Source organism: Cryobacterium sp. GrIS_2_6, assembly GCF_035984545.1.
In the GTDB taxonomy this organism is placed as follows: Bacteria; Actinomycetota; Actinomycetes; order Actinomycetales; family Microbacteriaceae; genus Cryobacterium.
Genome location: NZ_JAXCHP010000001.1, coordinates 1,123,111 through 1,137,740 on the forward strand (window position 1 = coordinate 1,123,111; position 14,630 = coordinate 1,137,740).

Here is a 14,630-nt window from a genome sequence, read left to right on the forward strand (position 1 = left end):
CACATTCTGCGCAAGACAATCGCCCCGCTCTCCATCTCGGAGGGTGGGGCGATTCGTCGTTTCTGGGCTATCGCTTCAGGCGCGGGCGGTTAGGCGCCTGGCTTCAATCTGAAGATCCCGGGAGAGACACGCTCGAAGTATCGCTCATCTTGCATCGACGCTCGGACCGTGGATTTGCCGACGTTCTCGAATTTCTCTTCCAGCATCGCAGTGAGTTCAACCGTTGCGGCGGTACCGCCTCCGAGGCCTCGCATGTACTCGCGTATCGCAGTCTTCAATTCGTTGTGGGGACGGCGTAATCGCTGTCCGGGTTCTGGTGACTTCATGGCCGCCTCCTCGTTGTGTCGACTTCGATTTTAGTGTCGACGCCACGGTCGTGCGAACGCGGTGTCGTTCCTGCCTATCGCGAGGTGCGTACGACGGCCGCGTCGATGAAGTCCTCGACATCGGTAACCCGGTACCGGACGGCCCTGCCCAGCTGAACATATGCCGGGCCCTCGCCGCGATATCGCAGCTGCGAGAGTGCGGCTTCGGAGGTGGCCAGCCAAGTGGCGGTCTGCTTGGCGGTGAGCAGGGGAGTGGGAGTCGGGTAAGGCGTCATACCCATTCCCCTGCGGCGGGAATCTACCGGTGCGCTCGAAGTCATCACGCACGCCATGTACGGAGTGCCCCCAAAAGATGGGACGCCCGTTGGTACAAGCGCCACCGGATGCGCTCATAGGCTGGGCCGCATGGCATCCTTCGCGAAATATCCCACTCAGGCCGGCGACCGTTGGATGGTCCGATACCGGAAGCCGACTGGGAAGTCGACCGAGAAGCGGGGGTTCAAGACCAAGAGAGATGCGTCCACCTGGGCGGCTACATCCCTACTCGACAAGAACAGCGGAACATTCATCTCTGAGTCCGCCCGGCGGCGGAAGGTTGGGGAGCTCATTACCGAGCACTTGGCCCGGACCGCTGCCAAAACACCAAGTACCGCTGCCAACCGACAGTTCCACGCCTCGAAGTGGACCATGCCGAAATGGGAAGGCTGGTCAGTAGGGGACATCGCCAACGCGGATGTTCAGGATTGGGTCCAGGACATGAGTGATTCCGGCGCAGGGGCGGCCACCATCGAGAAGGCGGTAGGCGTCCTCCGTGGTGCGCTGCGCCTCGCCGTGACTGCCCGGCTGGTGCCGGCAAACGTCGCCCTCGAGCTTGAGCTTCCTCGTGCCCAGAAGCGGAAGAACCTCTACCTGACCCACGGCGACGTGTTCGAGCTCGCCGACGCGATCCGGCCGGAGTCCCGCACCATCGTTCTCTTCCTTGCCTACACAGGGCTGCGCTTTGGAGAGGCTGCCGCACTGACCATCGGCGACTTGGATTTGCCGCGCCGGCGTATCAACCTGCGCACATCGGTAACCGAGGTTCTCGGAGTCATGGAGACCGGCCCGACGAAGAGTAAACGATCTCGGTCAGTCCCCATGCCCGCGTTCATCGCCGACCTCGTGGCCACCCAAACTGCGGGCCGGCTCAAGGCGGAGCTTGTCTTCCCAGGCAATTCGGGGAGCCCCATCCGGCTCAACAACTGGAGGCCGCGTACTTTCAATGTCGCGATAGCCGCGGTGAACGCTGCGCGCGCCGAGGCGGCCCACGGAAAGCCGTTCGAGCCGTTCCCGAAGGTAACCCCGCATGACCTCCGTCACGCTGCGGCGAGCCTCGCCATCCACGCGGGGGCAAACGTAAAATCGGTGCAGCGAATGCTTGGCCACGCGAGCGCTGCAGTGACCCTGGACATCTACGCGGACCTATTTGAAGACGATTTAGACGGTGTGGCGGACGCCCTCGGAAAGGCCGCAGAGCAGTGGTCAACACCGGTATCTCCAGAAACAAAACGTTTGTGAAATGTTTGTGGAAGAAGAGAAGGCCCTTTCCGATTTGATTCGGAAAGGGCCTTTGACCTGCTGTTTGGTGTGTGGGCGATACCGGACTCGAACCGATGACCTCTTCCGTGTGAAGGAAGCGCGCTACCAACTGCGCCAATCGCCCGCGGCGAGCGAATTCTGTTCCACCGCGACTCTCGATACTAGCCCAGACCGGGCGCCTGTCGTGCACCGACGCGCCACCCGACGCTCAAGTTCCGCTCGGTTTGTATATCCGGAAAAGTACCGGTACAGTCTTCAAAGCACGCAGAAATGCGCGCAGTTGCGGATGTGGCGCAGTGGTAGCGCATCACCTTGCCAAGGTGAGGGTCGCGAGTTCGAATCTCGTCATCCGCTCGAATTGAATCGGCCGAAAGGCCGATTCTCTTTGGTATGAACCCGAATACGGTGGATTGGCCGAGAGGCGAGGCAGCGGCCTGCAAAGCCGTATACACGGGTTCGAATCCCGTATCCACCTCCAGTCTTGGAGAACGAAGTTCTTGAAGCACTAGATTTGGGCGATTGGCGCAGCGGTAGCGCGCTTCCCTGACACGGAAGAGGTCACTGGTTCGATCCCAGTATCGCCCACAGATAAACCCCCGGTTAAGCCGGGGGTTTTTTCGTTTAACGTCCACCGGAATGGGGATACCGGTCCGGGGCCTGGTGCAGCACTCTCAAGGGGGAGGTTCGCCATGAATTCGCACACGGTGCCGCACGGCATCCGGTTCGGCCGGCGGGCGACGGATTTCCCGGCCGTCGTGTGCGCTGACGTCACCGACCGCCCGGTCGCCCGCACGGCACCCCGGCGCGGGGTTCCGGCGAACAGGTACCTGCCACCGCAGGACTGGGAGCGCCTGCTCATCTCCGATGCGCAGGGACTGCCCAACCTGTACCTCGCCGCCGACGCCGGTGAATTGTGGCTGACCGAGCCCAGCACCGGCCGGGTCGTCGCGCTCGGCAACCGCCACCTGCGCGGCCTCGGCATCTGGAGCTTCTGGCTGCGCAATGTCGACCAGCGCACGATCGTCGCACGGGAGGGACTCCTCCAGCCCGGTTCGGTTGTCACGCTCGTCCGCGAGCAGGCGAGCGGGTCCGGCGATCGTGCGATCGCCGTGCACGCGGCGACCGGGCGCCCGGTCGGCCACGTCAGCCCGCGGATCGCCGCCGGGCTCTCCCCGCTCCTCGACGGCGGAGCCGGACTCCTGGCGGTCACCCTCGCATCCGACCCGACTCCCGCCACTGACCGACCCGGCCTTGTCAAGGTGATCGCCTCTTCACCGGACGTCATCGGGCATCTCTTCCGCCGGTTGCCGCAGGGGGCACCCGTGCCGCCGCGCGCGCGCGACACCGTCCTCGTGGCCTGAGCCGGGCATCCGCCGCAGCTGCACGGGGAATCCCTGTCGCGACCGCGCCGCTAAAGTTGGAGGGGTTCGCACAATACTGAGGAGTACTACACGTGGCTGACGGCTTTGAGCTTTTCACCGACCGGTCTGTTGTCGCAATGCGCGTCAACGGTGAGCTCAAGGATCTCGCCGCGACGCTGACCCAGACGGATGTCGTGGAACCCGTGACGATTTCGTCTGCGGACGGCCTGAACATCCTTCGCCACTCGGCGGCGCACGTGCTCGCCCAGGCGGTCCAGAACGTCAACCCGGCGGCGCGCCTGGGGATCGGTCCGCCCGTGACGGACGGCTTCTACTACGACTTCGATGTCGAGGTGCCGTTCACGCCAGAAGACATCAAGGCGCTCGAGAAGGCCATGGACCGCATCATCCGCCAGGGCCAGCGTTTCGTGCGGCGCGTCGTGACCGATGACGACGCCAGGGCCGAATTCGCCGCGGAACCGTACAAGCTCGAGCTGATCGGGCTCAAGGGCGGCGCCGTCGCGGCCACCGCGGACAACGAATCGGTCGAGGTCGGCGGCGCCGAGCTCACCATCTACGACAACGTCGACCCGAAGACGGGCGAGACGGTCTGGAAAGACCTCTGCCGTGGCCCGCACCTGCCGAACACCCGCATGATCGGCAACGGATACTCGCTGACCAGACTCGCCGCCGCATACTGGCGCGGCTCGGAGAAGAACCCGCAGCTGCAGCGAATCTACGGGACCGCCTGGCCGACCAAGGACGAACTGCGCGCCTTCCAGGCTCGACAGGAGGAAGCCGCCAAGCGCGACCACCGCAAGCTCGGCCAGGAGCTCGACCTGTTCTCCTTCCCGGAGGAAATCGGTTCCGGACTCGCGGTCTTCCACCCCAAGGGCGGGATCATCCGCGCGGAGATCGAGAACTACATGCGCGAGCAGCTGCTCGCGAACGGCTACGACCTCGTCAACACGCCGCACATCACGAAGGCGCACCTGTTCGAGACCAGCGGGCACCTGCAGTGGTACAAGGACGGCATGTTCCCGCCGATGCACCTCGACGAAGAGGTCGACGCGGAGGGGAACATCACCCGTCAGGGCCAGGACTACTACCTGAAGCCGATGAACTGCCCGATGCACAACCTCATCTTCAAGGCGCGGGGCCGCAGCTACCGCGAACTTCCGCTGCGCCTGGCCGAATTCGGCACCGTCTACCGGTACGAGAAGAGCGGAACGCTGTCCGGCCTCACCCGGGTGCGCGGGCTCACCCAGGACGATGCCCACATCTACGTCACCGCGAGCCAGGTGAAGGCGGAGGTCGCCAGCCAGCTCGAGTTCGTCTTCGAGACGCTCCGGGGCTACGGGCTCACCGACTTCTACCTCGAACTCTCCACCAAGGACCCGGTCAAGTTCGTCGGCACCGACGAGCAATGGGACGAGGCAACCGAGACCCTCAGGCAGGTCGCCGTCGAGTCCGGGCTCGAACTGGTCAGCGACCCGGGCGGAGCGGCGTTCTACGGCCCGAAGATCTCCGTCCAGGCCAGGGACGCGATCGGCAGAACCTGGCAGCTCTCCACGGTCCAGCTCGACTTCAACCAGCCGGAACTCTTCGAGCTGGAGTACACCGCCTCCGACGGGACCCGCCAGCAGCCCGTGATGATCCACCGTGCCCTCCTCGGCTCCATCGAGCGCTTCTTCGCGATCCTCCTCGAGCACTATGCCGGCGCCTTCCCGGTCTGGCTGTCCCCGATCCAGGTCGTCGGCATCCCCGTCGCCGAAGCGTACGAGGACTATCTCGGGGATGTCATCCGGCAGCTGAAGGCACTCGGGGTGCGCGCCGAACTCGACACCTCGAGCGACCGGATGCCCAAGAAGATCCGCACCCACACCAAGGCGAAGGTGCCGTTCCAGCTGATCGCAGGCGAAGACGACCGTGCAGCCGGATCGGTGAGCTTCCGCTTCAGGGACGGTACCCAGGAGAACGGCATCCCCGTCGCGGATGCGATCGCCCGTATCGTCGACGCGATCGCAACGAAGGCGCAGGTCTGAGATGGAAGCCGGAGACGAGACGATCGAATCGTCCAGCGACTTCGCGGCCGTACCGGATGCCTTCCAACGGTTGTGGACACCGCACCGGATGGTCTACATCCAGGACGGCACGCAGCCGCACGCCGACGCCTGTCCGTTCTGCCTCGCCCCGGCGATGACCGACGAGAAGGCGCTCATCGTCGCCCGCGGCGTCCACGCCTACGTGTTGCTCAACCTGTTCCCGTACAACAGCGGCCACCTGCTCGTCTGCCCCTACCGCCACATTGCGACCTATGACGAAGCAACGCCCGAGGAAGTCGCCGAGATCGGCAGCCTGACCCAGGTGGCGATGCGCGTGCTCGCCGTGACCTCCAACTGCGACGGCTTCAACATCGGGATGAATCAGGGCAGGGTCGCCGGAGCGGGCATCGCCGAACACCTACACCAGCACATCGTCCCGCGCTGGGCTACAGACTCGAACTTCTTCCCGATCATCGCGAAGACCAAGGCCATTCCTCAGCTGCTCGGCGACGTCCGCCGGATGGTCGCGGACGGCTGGCCGCGCGACGAAAATTAGCGCCATACTCCCAGTCCGCGCAGCCCTCCGCTGTGGGATTTCACCAACTCGCAAGGAATAGAATTCACGTTATGACTGAAACAACATCCATCGAGCAGTTTGGTTCGAGCCGCGTCAAGCGCGGGCTCGCCGACATGATGAAGGGCGGCGTCATCATGGACGTCGTCACTGCAGCCCAGGCCCGCATTGCCGAAGATGCCGGAGCCGTCGCCGTCATGGCGCTCGAGCGCGTTCCCGCGGACATCCGCTCCCAGGGCGGCGTCGCGCGGATGAGTGACCCGGACCTGATCGACAGCATCATCGCCGAGGTCTCCATTCCCGTGATGGCGAAGGCCCGCATCGGTCACTTCGTCGAGGCGCAGGTCCTGCAGGCGCTCGGCGTCGACTACATCGACGAGTCGGAGGTCCTCAGCCCGGCCGACTATGTGAACCACATCGACAAATGGAAGTTCGACGTGCCGTTCGTGTGCGGCGCGACCAACCTCGGTGAGGCGCTCCGCCGCATCAACGAGGGTGCAGCGATGATCCGGTCGAAGGGCGAGGCCGGCACCGGCGACGTCTCGGAGGCGACCAAGCACATCCGCACCATCAACGCCGAGATCAAGCGCCTCGCCGGACTCAGCAAGGACGAGCTCTACGTGGCGGCCAAGGACCTGCAGGCCCCGTACGAGCTCGTCGTCGAAATCGCCGCGACCGGCAAGCTCCCCGTCGTGCTCTTCACCGCGGGCGGCGTGGCCACCCCTGCAGACGCCGCGATGATGATGCAACTCGGCGCGGACGGCGTCTTCGTCGGCTCCGGAATCTTCAAGTCCGGCAACCCGGAGCAGCGCGCCAACGCGATCGTCAAGGCCGTCACCTTCTTCGATGATGCCAAGATCGTCGCCGAAGTTTCTCGCGGCCTCGGCGAAGCCATGGTCGGCATCAACGTGTCCGACCTCGCGGCACCGCACCGCCTCTCCGAGCGCGGCTGGTAGCTCGAACAGGTGACGGTAGGAGTACTCGCCCTCCAGGGCGACTTCCGCGAGCATGCGCAGGTGTTGCACACCCTCGGAGCGGACGTCGTCCTGGTGCGCCGACCAGAAGAACTCGCCCGCGTCGATGGGCTCGTGATTCCGGGCGGCGAATCCAGCGTGATGGACAAGCTCGCGCGGGCCTTCGGCCTCGCCGATCCCTTGCGCGCCGCCGTCAGGGCCGGCCTCCCGGTCTACGGGACCTGCGCGGGACTGATCATGCTCGCGGACACCGTCGTCGACGGCATTCGCGGCCAGGAGAGCATCGGCGGCCTCGACATCAGCGTCCGGCGCAATGCCTTCGGCTCCCAGACGCAGTCCTTCGAGACCGATCTGGAGGTACCGGTGCTCGGCGATGCGCCGGTGCACGCGGTGTTCATCCGCGCCCCGGTCGTCGACACCGTCGGTCCGAAGGCAACGGCCCTCGCGCGGCTCGCCGACGGCCGCTGCGTTGCGGTCGAACAGGGGCACCTGCTCGGCACCTCGTTCCACCCGGAGATCACGGGGGAGCACCGCTTCCACGCGTACTTCCTCGGAACGGTCGCGGCCGCCCGATTCCTCGGCTGAGTCTCGTCGGGGATTCCCGTCCCGGTGGCTGCGGGGTTAGGGTTTTGACATGAGTCAACGATGATGCGCTACGCAGCCCTGCTCAGGGGAATCAATGTCAACGGCATAACCGTCGGAATGACCGATCTCGTGGAGACCTTCCAGGGCCTCGGCCACACCGACGTCAAGACGGTCGCCGCGAGCGGCAACGTCGTCTTCAGTGTCGACGAGGCGGCCCAGGCCACCCCGGACGCGATCAAGAGCCGGATCGAGGCGGCGCTCTCGGAGCGTTTCGATTATGAAGCCTGGATCGTGCTCGTCGACGAGGCCGAACTCGCGCGCGAGGTGCTTTCCTACCCCTTCGATCCGGAGCGGGAGGGCTGGCACTCCTACGTCATGTTCGGCTCCGACCCCTCCCATCTCGCGGAGCTGGCCGGTCATGCCAGGGAACTCGACCAGGCGGACGAACGAATCGAACTGGGCCACGGCGTTCTCTACTGGGAGGTCCGTCGTGCCGTCGGGATCAAGAGTGCCTTCAGTAAGAAGAGCGCAAAGGTCAAATACCGCGCCACGACCACGACCCGCAACCTGAACACCCTGCAGAAGATCGTCACGCTCTGACCTTCCAAGGACCGTCGGGGCGTCCGCCCCGCGTGCCTGACGGCTCCGGCGGCCCGGATCGGGCGCCTCGGGTTAGACTGGCGAGCACCGCATTGGTGCGACGATTTCGCTTTTCTGCCACTGGCGGCAGACGGCCGGCACCACAATCAGACAGCCAAGCACGACAACGGGAGATTCATGTCCGGACATTCCAAGTGGGCGACAACCAAGCACCAGAAGGCGGTCACCGACTCACGGAGGGCCAAGGCCTTCGCCAAGCTGATCAAGAACATCGAGGTCGCCGCTCGTATGGGCGGCGCCGACCTGTCGGGTAATCCGACTCTCGTCGATGCGATCCAGAAGGCCAAGAAGACCTCGGTCCCCAACGAGAACATCGACCGTGCCGTCAAGCGCGGAGCCGGCCTCGCCGGCGTCGTCGTCGACTATACAACGATCATGTATGAGGGCTACGCCGCCAACGGTGTCGCCATCATGATCGAGTGCCTCACCGACAACAAGAACCGCGCGGCGGCAGAAGTCCGCACGACGGTCAGCCGCAACGGCGGCAACATGGCCGACCCTGGCAGTGTTGCATACAACTTCCACCGCAAGGGCATCGTCGTTGTTTCCAAGGCGAACGGCGTCACCGAAGACGACGTGCTCGGCGCGGTCCTCGACGCAGGAGCCGAGGAAGTCGTGGACGAAGGGGAGACCTTTGAGGTCTTCAGCGAGGTCCAGGACCTCGTGGCAACCCGTACGGCACTTCAGGCCGCCGGAATCGACTACAACTCGGCCGACATCGCCTTCGTCCCGCAGCTCACAATCGACGTCGACGCCGAGACCGCCCGCAAGGTATTCAAGCTCATCGACGCACTCGAGGAACTCGACGACGTGCAGAACATCTACAGCAACTACGCCGTGTCTGCCGCAGTCTCCGCTGAGCTCGAAGCCGAGAACGAGTAGTCAACGGTGGCCGTGCGGGTGCTCGGAATCGACCCCGGGCTCACCCGTTGCGGCGTCGGTGTCGTCGACGTCGCGCCGAACCGCACGGCGACCCTCGTCGACGTCACCGTGTTGCGCAGCTCACCCGACCTGCCACTCGAGCAGCGCCTGCTGGTGCTGAGCCGCGGACTCGAGGAGATGATGGACCGGCACAAGCCGGCCTTTGTCGCGATCGAGCGCGTCTTCGCCCAGCACAACGTGCGCACGGTGATGGGCACCGCCCAGATCAGCGGGGTCGCCCTCCTGCTCGCCGCCCAGCGCGGCCTCACGGTCACCCTGCATACCCCGAGTGAGGTCAAGGCGGCGATCACCGGCTACGGCTCGGCGGACAAGGCCCAGGTCGGCGCCATGGTCGCCCGCGTGCTCGGCCTCAGCGAGGTCCCGAAACCGGCGGATGCCGCGGACGCGCTCGCCTTGGCGATCTGCCACGCCTGGCGAACCGGGGCATCAGGAGGCACCCTGCCGACGACAGACGGACTCCCGGGCGGCGCACTCACGCCGGCACAGGCGGCGTGGCGCGCCGCGGAGCGCCACGCGGCGGCGTCGGCGGTGCCCCGTAGGCTTGAGCGATGATCTCTTCCGTACGTGGACTCGTCCTCTCCACCGTTGGCTCGACGGCGGTGCTCGAGGTCGGGGGAGTCGGGCTCGCCGTGCAGGTCACGCCCACGACCGCCCTCGGCCTCCGGCACGGCAGCGAGGCGCGCCTGCTGACAACCCTGCTGGTCCGGGAGGACTCGCTCACCCTCTACGGCTTCGCGACCGCTGACGAGCTGTCCGTCTTCGAGCTGCTCGTGGGCGTCACAGGGGTCGGCCCGAAGTCCGCGCTCGGCGTACTCGCCGTGCTCACCCCGAACCAGGTGGCCCAGGCCGTCGCAGCTGAAGACGACGCCGTCTTCCGCAAGGTCAGCGGTATCGGGCCGAAGACCGCGAAGCTCATCATCCTGTCCCTCGCCGGCAAGGTCGTGGTTTCGGCCGTCGACGGGGCGCCCCGCACCAGGCGTCCTGCCGTGGCGAGTCCCGCAGCAAGCGTCCAGGCCGCCCTGATCGGCCTCGGCTGGTCCGAGCGCGTGGCGGAGGAAGCCGTCAGGGAGACCCTCGCCGAGGCCGCCGAACCCGACCTGATCGGTGTCGCCGCCCTGCTGAGGCTCGTCCTCGCCCGGCTCGGACCGGCGCACCAGGCTTCGGAGGACCGGCAGTGACATCGGAACAGTTCGCGGCGATGCCGGACCCCGGGGTCGAGCTCACGAGCCCGCTGCTCGAGGGTGAGGCCGAGCTGGCATTCGAGGGCGCGCTCCGGCCGCGGAGCCTCGCGGAATTCGTCGGCCAGCAGAAGGTGCGCGGCCAGTTGCAGCTCATGCTCACCGCCGCAACGATGCAGAATCGCACGCCAGACCACATCCTGCTCGCCGGCCCTCCCGGCCTCGGCAAGACAACGCTCGCCATGATCATCGCCTACGAGGGCAGCCGCCCGCTGCGCATGTCGAGCGGTCCGGCCATTCAGCACGCCGGTGACCTGGCGGCGGTGCTGTCCTCCCTCGTGCCAGGCGAAGTGCTCTTCATCGACGAGATCCACCGGATGGCCAGGTCCGCAGAGGAGATGCTCTACCTCGCGATGGAGGACTTCCGCATCGACATCATGGTGGGCAAGGGCGCAGGCGCCACGTCCGTGCCGCTCGACCTCGCTCCGTTCACCCTCGTCGGAGCGACGACACGGTCCGGGATGCTCCCGAACCCGCTCCGCGACCGGTTCGGGTTCACGGCACACCTCGAGTTCTATGCCAGCCAGGAGCTGGAACAGGTCCTCGCCCGCGCGGCGACCATGCTCGACCTCGACATCGACAGGGAGGCCATCGCGGAGATCGCCGGTCGCTGTAGGGGAACGCCGCGTATCGCGAACCGGCTCTTGCGCAGGGTGCGCGACTACGCCCTCGTCCATGGCGGTGCCGCCGACCTCGCGGCCGTCCACGCGGCTCTCGAACTCTACGACGTCGACCCGATCGGCCTCGACAGGCTCGACCGAGAGGTCATGAACATCATCCTTACCCGTTTTGGGGGTGGGCCGGTCGGACTGAACACCCTCGCCGTCTCGGTGGGGGAAGAATCCGAGACCGTCGAGTCGGTCGTGGAGCCGTTCCTGGTACGGATAGGCTTCCTCACGCGCACCCCGCGTGGCCGCATGGCCACGGCAGCCGCCTGGCGGCACTTCGGGCTCGCCGATCCGAACGACGTCGGCCGCCAACCCGCCCTTCCGCTTGATGACCTATAATTCGATGTGGTTCGCTCCGAGCCGCATGTACGCACACGCTTCGGCCACCGCGCCGCAACTGAAAGGCATTGCTGCACTATGGATCCGTTGACTCTCGTCATGCTCGCCGTACTGGCGCTGCTGGTGTTCTTTATGTTCCGCAACGGCCGCAAGCGCCAGAAGGAACAGGCGTCGCTGCAGTCGCAGATGGTCGCGGGAGCGAACGTCATGACTAACTTCGGTATGTACGGAACCATTCTGTCGATCGACGAGGAAGCAAACAAGGTCGAGCTCGAGATTGCTCCCGGAACCGTCGTCCAGATGCACCGCCAGGCGATCTCCCGCGTCGTCGAGCCCGCCGTCACCGACGAGTCCGCCGACGAAGCCGATGCCGAACTCGAGTCGTCGACCAACGACGCCCGCACGGCCCGGCTCAACGAAGACGACGCGATCGTCCTGGGCGAACCAGAGTTCGGTGAGCGCATCGCCGACGAGGCCCCCTCAACCGATCCGACCAAGAGCGACCCCACCAAGGGCGACGCGTAACCAACCCTCGCCCGGCTCGCGTCCTTGTGGCGCCCGCACGCGTATAGAAAGCTGAGTTCCAAGGTGGCAAAGTCGACTCCGGCCAAGAAGGCCTGGCGTTCCCTGACGTGGCTGGGGGTGATCGTCATCGGCCTGGTCGCAGTCAACCTCTTCGGTGTCCTCACCGCCGGAGGGTCCTGGGCGCCCAAGCTGGCCCTGGACCTCGAGGGTGGCACGCAGATCATCCTCGCGCCGAAGCTCGAGTCCGGTCAGTCCGTCTCCCCGGAGCAGCTGAACCAGGCTGTGTCGATCATCCGGCAGCGCATCGACTCCTCCGGTGTCTCCGAGGCGGAGATCAACACGAGCGGCCAGAACATCGTCGTGTCGATCCCGGGAATCCCGGACGACGCAACCATCAACCGGATCGAATCGTCCGCGAAGCTCGAGTTCCGCCCGGTCCTGGTCGCCGCCGCCCCGTCGACGGCAGCTGTCGGCGCCGACGGTACCGCAACACCGACTCCGGTAGCCACGGTCGACCCGAGCCTGTCGAGCACGCCGACGGCCGTACCGACGAACGGCAGCGATCTCAGCTGGGTGACACCGGCGCTCAAGGCGCAGTACGACGCCTTCGACTGCTCGACCATTGACACCTCCAACGTCGCACCGGCCGACCAGCCGCTCGTGACCTGTGAGACAGACGGTTCGGTCAAGTACGTCCTCGGGCCGGTGGAGGTCAGCGGCGAGAACGTCTCAGACGCCACCAACGGCCAGAAGACGACCCAGTCCGGTGCCACCACGGGCGAGTGGGTCGTCAACATCAAGTTCGACGATCAGGGCACTAAGGACTTCGCGACGGTCAGCACCCGGCTGAGCGGCCTCACCGGCGTTCAGAACCAGTTCGCGATCGTGCTCGACGGCAAGGTCATCTCCGCACCACGCACCCTCGCCGTGATCACGGACGGCAACGCCCAGATCAGCGGCAGTTTCGAGCAGGCATCGTCGAAGGTGCTCGCGGACCAGCTGAAGTTCGGAGCCTTGCCGCTGAGCTTCACCGTGCAGAGCCAGGACACGATCTCGGCGACCCTCGGTTCGACCCAGCTCGTGAGCGGCCTCATCGCCGGCCTGATCGGTCTCATCCTGGTCGTGCTGTACTCGCTCCTGCAGTACCGACTGCTCGGTTTCGTCACGATTGCGTCGCTCGTTGTCGCCGCTGTCATCACCTACCTGCTGATCACGATCCTGTCCTGGCGTGAGGGGTACCGGCTCTCCCTCGCCGGAGTCGCAGGGTTGATCGTCGCCATCGGGATCACGGCGGACTCGTTCATCGTGTACTTCGAACGAGTGCGCGACGAGTTGCGCGACGGCCGCGGGCTGGAATCGGCCGTGGAAGCGGGCTGGAAGCGCGCCATCCGCACGGTCCTCGCCTCCGACGCGGTCAACTTCCTCGCCGCGGGCGTGCTCTTCATCGTCGCCGTCGGAAACGTGAAGGGCTTCGCCCTGACGCTAGGACTCACGACGATCGTCGACGTCGCCGTCGTGGCGCTCTTCACCCACCCGGTCCTGCAGCTGCTCGCCCAGACGCGCTTCTTCAACGAGGGCCACCGGTTCAGCGGTCTGGACCCGAGGGCTCTCGGAGCCACCTACCGGGGGAGGGCGAAGTTCCGACCCTCAGACGAGGTCGCCTCCGCCAAGTTGTCGTCCGCGAGCCGTGAGGCAGCGAAGCGCCAGACCATCGCCGAGCGGAAAGCATCAGAACTCGTCGGGTCCTCCTCGGACCGGTCGACCGACGGGAAGGATTCCTAATGGCAAGCTTTTCCCAGTTCGGCAACGACCTGCACACCGGCAAGCGCTCCTTCAACATCATCGGGCGTCGTAAACTCTGGTATTCCCTGGCCGGTATCGCCATACTGATCGCGCTCGTGGTGCCCCAGCTTCGAGGCGGCTTCGTCTTCGGTATCGAATTCACCGGCGGCTCCGAATTCGTCGTGAGCGACGTCGCGACCCAGAACCAGTCGCTCGCGGTCAAGGCCGTGACGAGCATCGAGCCCTCCGCGGTTCCGAAGGTGTCGAATGTCAGCACCACCGGCATCCGCATTCAGACGGACCAGCTGTCGAGCGACGCGACCCGGCAGATGCGCACAGCACTCGCCGACGCATACGGCGTGCCCGCCGAGCAGGTCACGGCGTCGTTCATCGGCCCGTCGTGGGGTGCGGACATCACCGGTCAGGCACTCAGAGGCCTCGGGATCTTCCTCGTCCTCGCCGCGATCGGCATGGCCCTGTACTTCAGGACCTGGAAGATGTCCCTCGCCGCGATGGTCGCGCTGCTGCACGACCTCATCATCACGGCCGGGTTCTACGGGATCACCGGGTTCGAGATCACCCCGGCCGCGGTGATCGGGTTCCTGACGATTCTCGGATACTCGCTCTACGACACCGTCGTGGTGTTCGACAAGATCCGTGAGAACACCCGCGAAGACGGACCGGAATCACGCAGGACCTTCGCAGACTCTGTCAACCTCGCGGTGAACCAGACGCTCGTGCGTTCCATCAACACCTCCGTCGTCGCGATCCTTCCGGTCGGCTCGATCCTCTTCATCGGCGCGTTCGTGCTCGGGGCAGGGACGCTGCGCGACATCTCGCTCGCGCTCCTGATCGGCATCATCGCCGGCGCGTACTCGACCATCTTCATCGCATCTCCGCTGTACGCCCAGCTCCGCACGATGGAACCCGGAGTGCGCAAGCGTGACAAGAAGGCGCTGGCCCTGCGCGCCAAGGCGTCCTCCGCGCCGAAGACGGACGTGCGCGTCACCGTCTAGCCGCACCGGATCCCCGC

General features: G+C 65.7%; 15 protein-coding genes and 4 tRNA genes. 17 read left to right on the forward strand and 2 right to left on the reverse strand.

Annotation, left to right across the window (positions count from 1 at the left end; genetic code table 11):
• Nucleotides 1-400: 400 nt before the first annotated feature.
• Nucleotides 401-601 carry a helix-turn-helix domain-containing protein gene (locus RCH22_RS05750; RefSeq protein ID WP_327013132.1) on the reverse strand — a complete coding sequence of 67 codons (201 nt, stop codon included), beginning with the start codon at nucleotides 599-601 and terminating at the stop codon, nucleotides 401-403.
• A 130-nt stretch (nucleotides 602-731) separates the two neighbouring features.
• Here RCH22_RS05750 and RCH22_RS05755 point away from each other — a divergent pair, with 130 nt between their 5' ends.
• The gene (locus RCH22_RS05755; protein WP_327013133.1) at nucleotides 732-1,883 is read left to right on the forward strand and encodes a tyrosine-type recombinase/integrase; all 1,152 of its coding nucleotides are present in this window, start codon (nucleotides 732-734) and stop codon (nucleotides 1,881-1,883) included.
• A 72-nt stretch (nucleotides 1,884-1,955) separates the two neighbouring features.
• On the opposite strand, the gene RCH22_RS05760 is transcribed toward RCH22_RS05755, so the two are convergent.
• Nucleotides 1,956-2,028 (reverse strand) — tRNA-Val (locus RCH22_RS05760).
• 158 nt (nucleotides 2,029-2,186) lie between these two features.
• On the opposite strand from RCH22_RS05760, the gene RCH22_RS05765 reads away from it, so the two are divergent.
• The 16 genes from RCH22_RS05765 to secF all read left to right on the forward strand — a co-directional run bounded on the left by RCH22_RS05765 (nucleotide 2,187) and on the right by secF (nucleotide 14,613).
• Nucleotides 2,187-2,258: transfer RNA gene (locus tag RCH22_RS05765), tRNA-Gly, on the forward strand.
• A 50-nt stretch (nucleotides 2,259-2,308) separates the two neighbouring features.
• Nucleotides 2,309-2,382, forward strand: a tRNA-Cys gene (locus RCH22_RS05770).
• A gap of 35 nt (nucleotides 2,383-2,417) precedes the next feature.
• Nucleotides 2,418-2,489, forward strand: a tRNA-Val gene (locus RCH22_RS05775).
• A gap of 104 nt (nucleotides 2,490-2,593) precedes the next feature.
• Nucleotides 2,594-3,265: an HIRAN domain-containing protein gene (locus tag RCH22_RS05780; protein WP_327013134.1), complete on the forward strand. Its 672-nt coding sequence runs from the start codon at nucleotides 2,594-2,596 to the stop codon at nucleotides 3,263-3,265.
• 92 nt (nucleotides 3,266-3,357) lie between these two features.
• Nucleotides 3,358-5,310 (forward strand): threonine--tRNA ligase, encoded by a 1,953-nt coding sequence (gene thrS / locus RCH22_RS05785; RefSeq protein WP_327013135.1) that lies wholly within the window; start codon nucleotides 3,358-3,360, stop codon nucleotides 5,308-5,310.
• Nucleotide 5,311: 1 nt separating this feature from the next.
• Complete coding sequence (locus tag RCH22_RS05790) at nucleotides 5,312-5,866, forward strand: HIT domain-containing protein (protein WP_327013136.1); 555 nt, start codon at nucleotides 5,312-5,314, stop codon at nucleotides 5,864-5,866.
• A gap of 71 nt (nucleotides 5,867-5,937) precedes the next feature.
• Entirely contained in the window at nucleotides 5,938-6,840 is a 903-nt protein-coding gene (pdxS, locus tag RCH22_RS05795) for a pyridoxal 5'-phosphate synthase lyase subunit PdxS (RefSeq protein WP_327013137.1), read from the forward strand.
• A gap of 9 nt (nucleotides 6,841-6,849) precedes the next feature.
• On the forward strand, nucleotides 6,850-7,443 hold the full coding sequence (gene pdxT / locus RCH22_RS05800; RefSeq protein WP_327013138.1) for a pyridoxal 5'-phosphate synthase glutaminase subunit PdxT: 594 nt from the start codon (nucleotides 6,850-6,852) through the stop codon (nucleotides 7,441-7,443).
• Nucleotides 7,444-7,503: 60 nt separating this feature from the next.
• Complete coding sequence (locus tag RCH22_RS05805) at nucleotides 7,504-8,043, forward strand: DUF1697 domain-containing protein (RefSeq protein ID WP_327013139.1); 540 nt, start codon at nucleotides 7,504-7,506, stop codon at nucleotides 8,041-8,043.
• Between the two features lie 177 nt (nucleotides 8,044-8,220).
• On the forward strand, nucleotides 8,221-8,985 hold the full coding sequence (locus RCH22_RS05810) for a YebC/PmpR family DNA-binding transcriptional regulator (protein WP_134449445.1): 765 nt from the start codon (nucleotides 8,221-8,223) through the stop codon (nucleotides 8,983-8,985).
• Between the two features lie 12 nt (nucleotides 8,986-8,997).
• Nucleotides 8,998-9,597, forward strand: a complete 600-nt coding sequence (ruvC, locus tag RCH22_RS05815; protein WP_327015463.1) for a crossover junction endodeoxyribonuclease RuvC — start codon at nucleotides 8,998-9,000, stop codon at nucleotides 9,595-9,597.
• On the forward strand, nucleotides 9,594-10,223 hold the full coding sequence (gene ruvA / locus RCH22_RS05820; protein ID WP_327013140.1) for a Holliday junction branch migration protein RuvA: 630 nt from the start codon (nucleotides 9,594-9,596) through the stop codon (nucleotides 10,221-10,223). The genes ruvC and ruvA overlap by 4 nt, the downstream gene beginning before the upstream one ends.
• 20 nt (nucleotides 10,224-10,243) lie before the next feature.
• On the forward strand, nucleotides 10,244-11,290 hold the full coding sequence (ruvB, locus tag RCH22_RS05825; protein WP_327015464.1) for a Holliday junction branch migration DNA helicase RuvB: 1,047 nt from the start codon (nucleotides 10,244-10,246) through the stop codon (nucleotides 11,288-11,290).
• Between the two features lie 78 nt (nucleotides 11,291-11,368).
• Nucleotides 11,369-11,815: a preprotein translocase subunit YajC gene (yajC, locus tag RCH22_RS05830; RefSeq protein ID WP_327013141.1), complete on the forward strand. Its 447-nt coding sequence runs from the start codon at nucleotides 11,369-11,371 to the stop codon at nucleotides 11,813-11,815.
• A gap of 63 nt (nucleotides 11,816-11,878) precedes the next feature.
• Nucleotides 11,879-13,597, forward strand: coding sequence for a protein translocase subunit SecD (gene secD, locus RCH22_RS05835; protein ID WP_327013142.1), 1,719 nt, complete (start codon nucleotides 11,879-11,881; stop codon nucleotides 13,595-13,597).
• Nucleotides 13,597-14,613, forward strand: coding sequence for a protein translocase subunit SecF (secF, locus tag RCH22_RS05840; protein WP_327013143.1), 1,017 nt, complete (start codon nucleotides 13,597-13,599; stop codon nucleotides 14,611-14,613). Before secD ends, secF begins: the two co-directional genes overlap by 1 nt.
• Nucleotides 14,614-14,630: the final 17 nt, after the last annotated feature.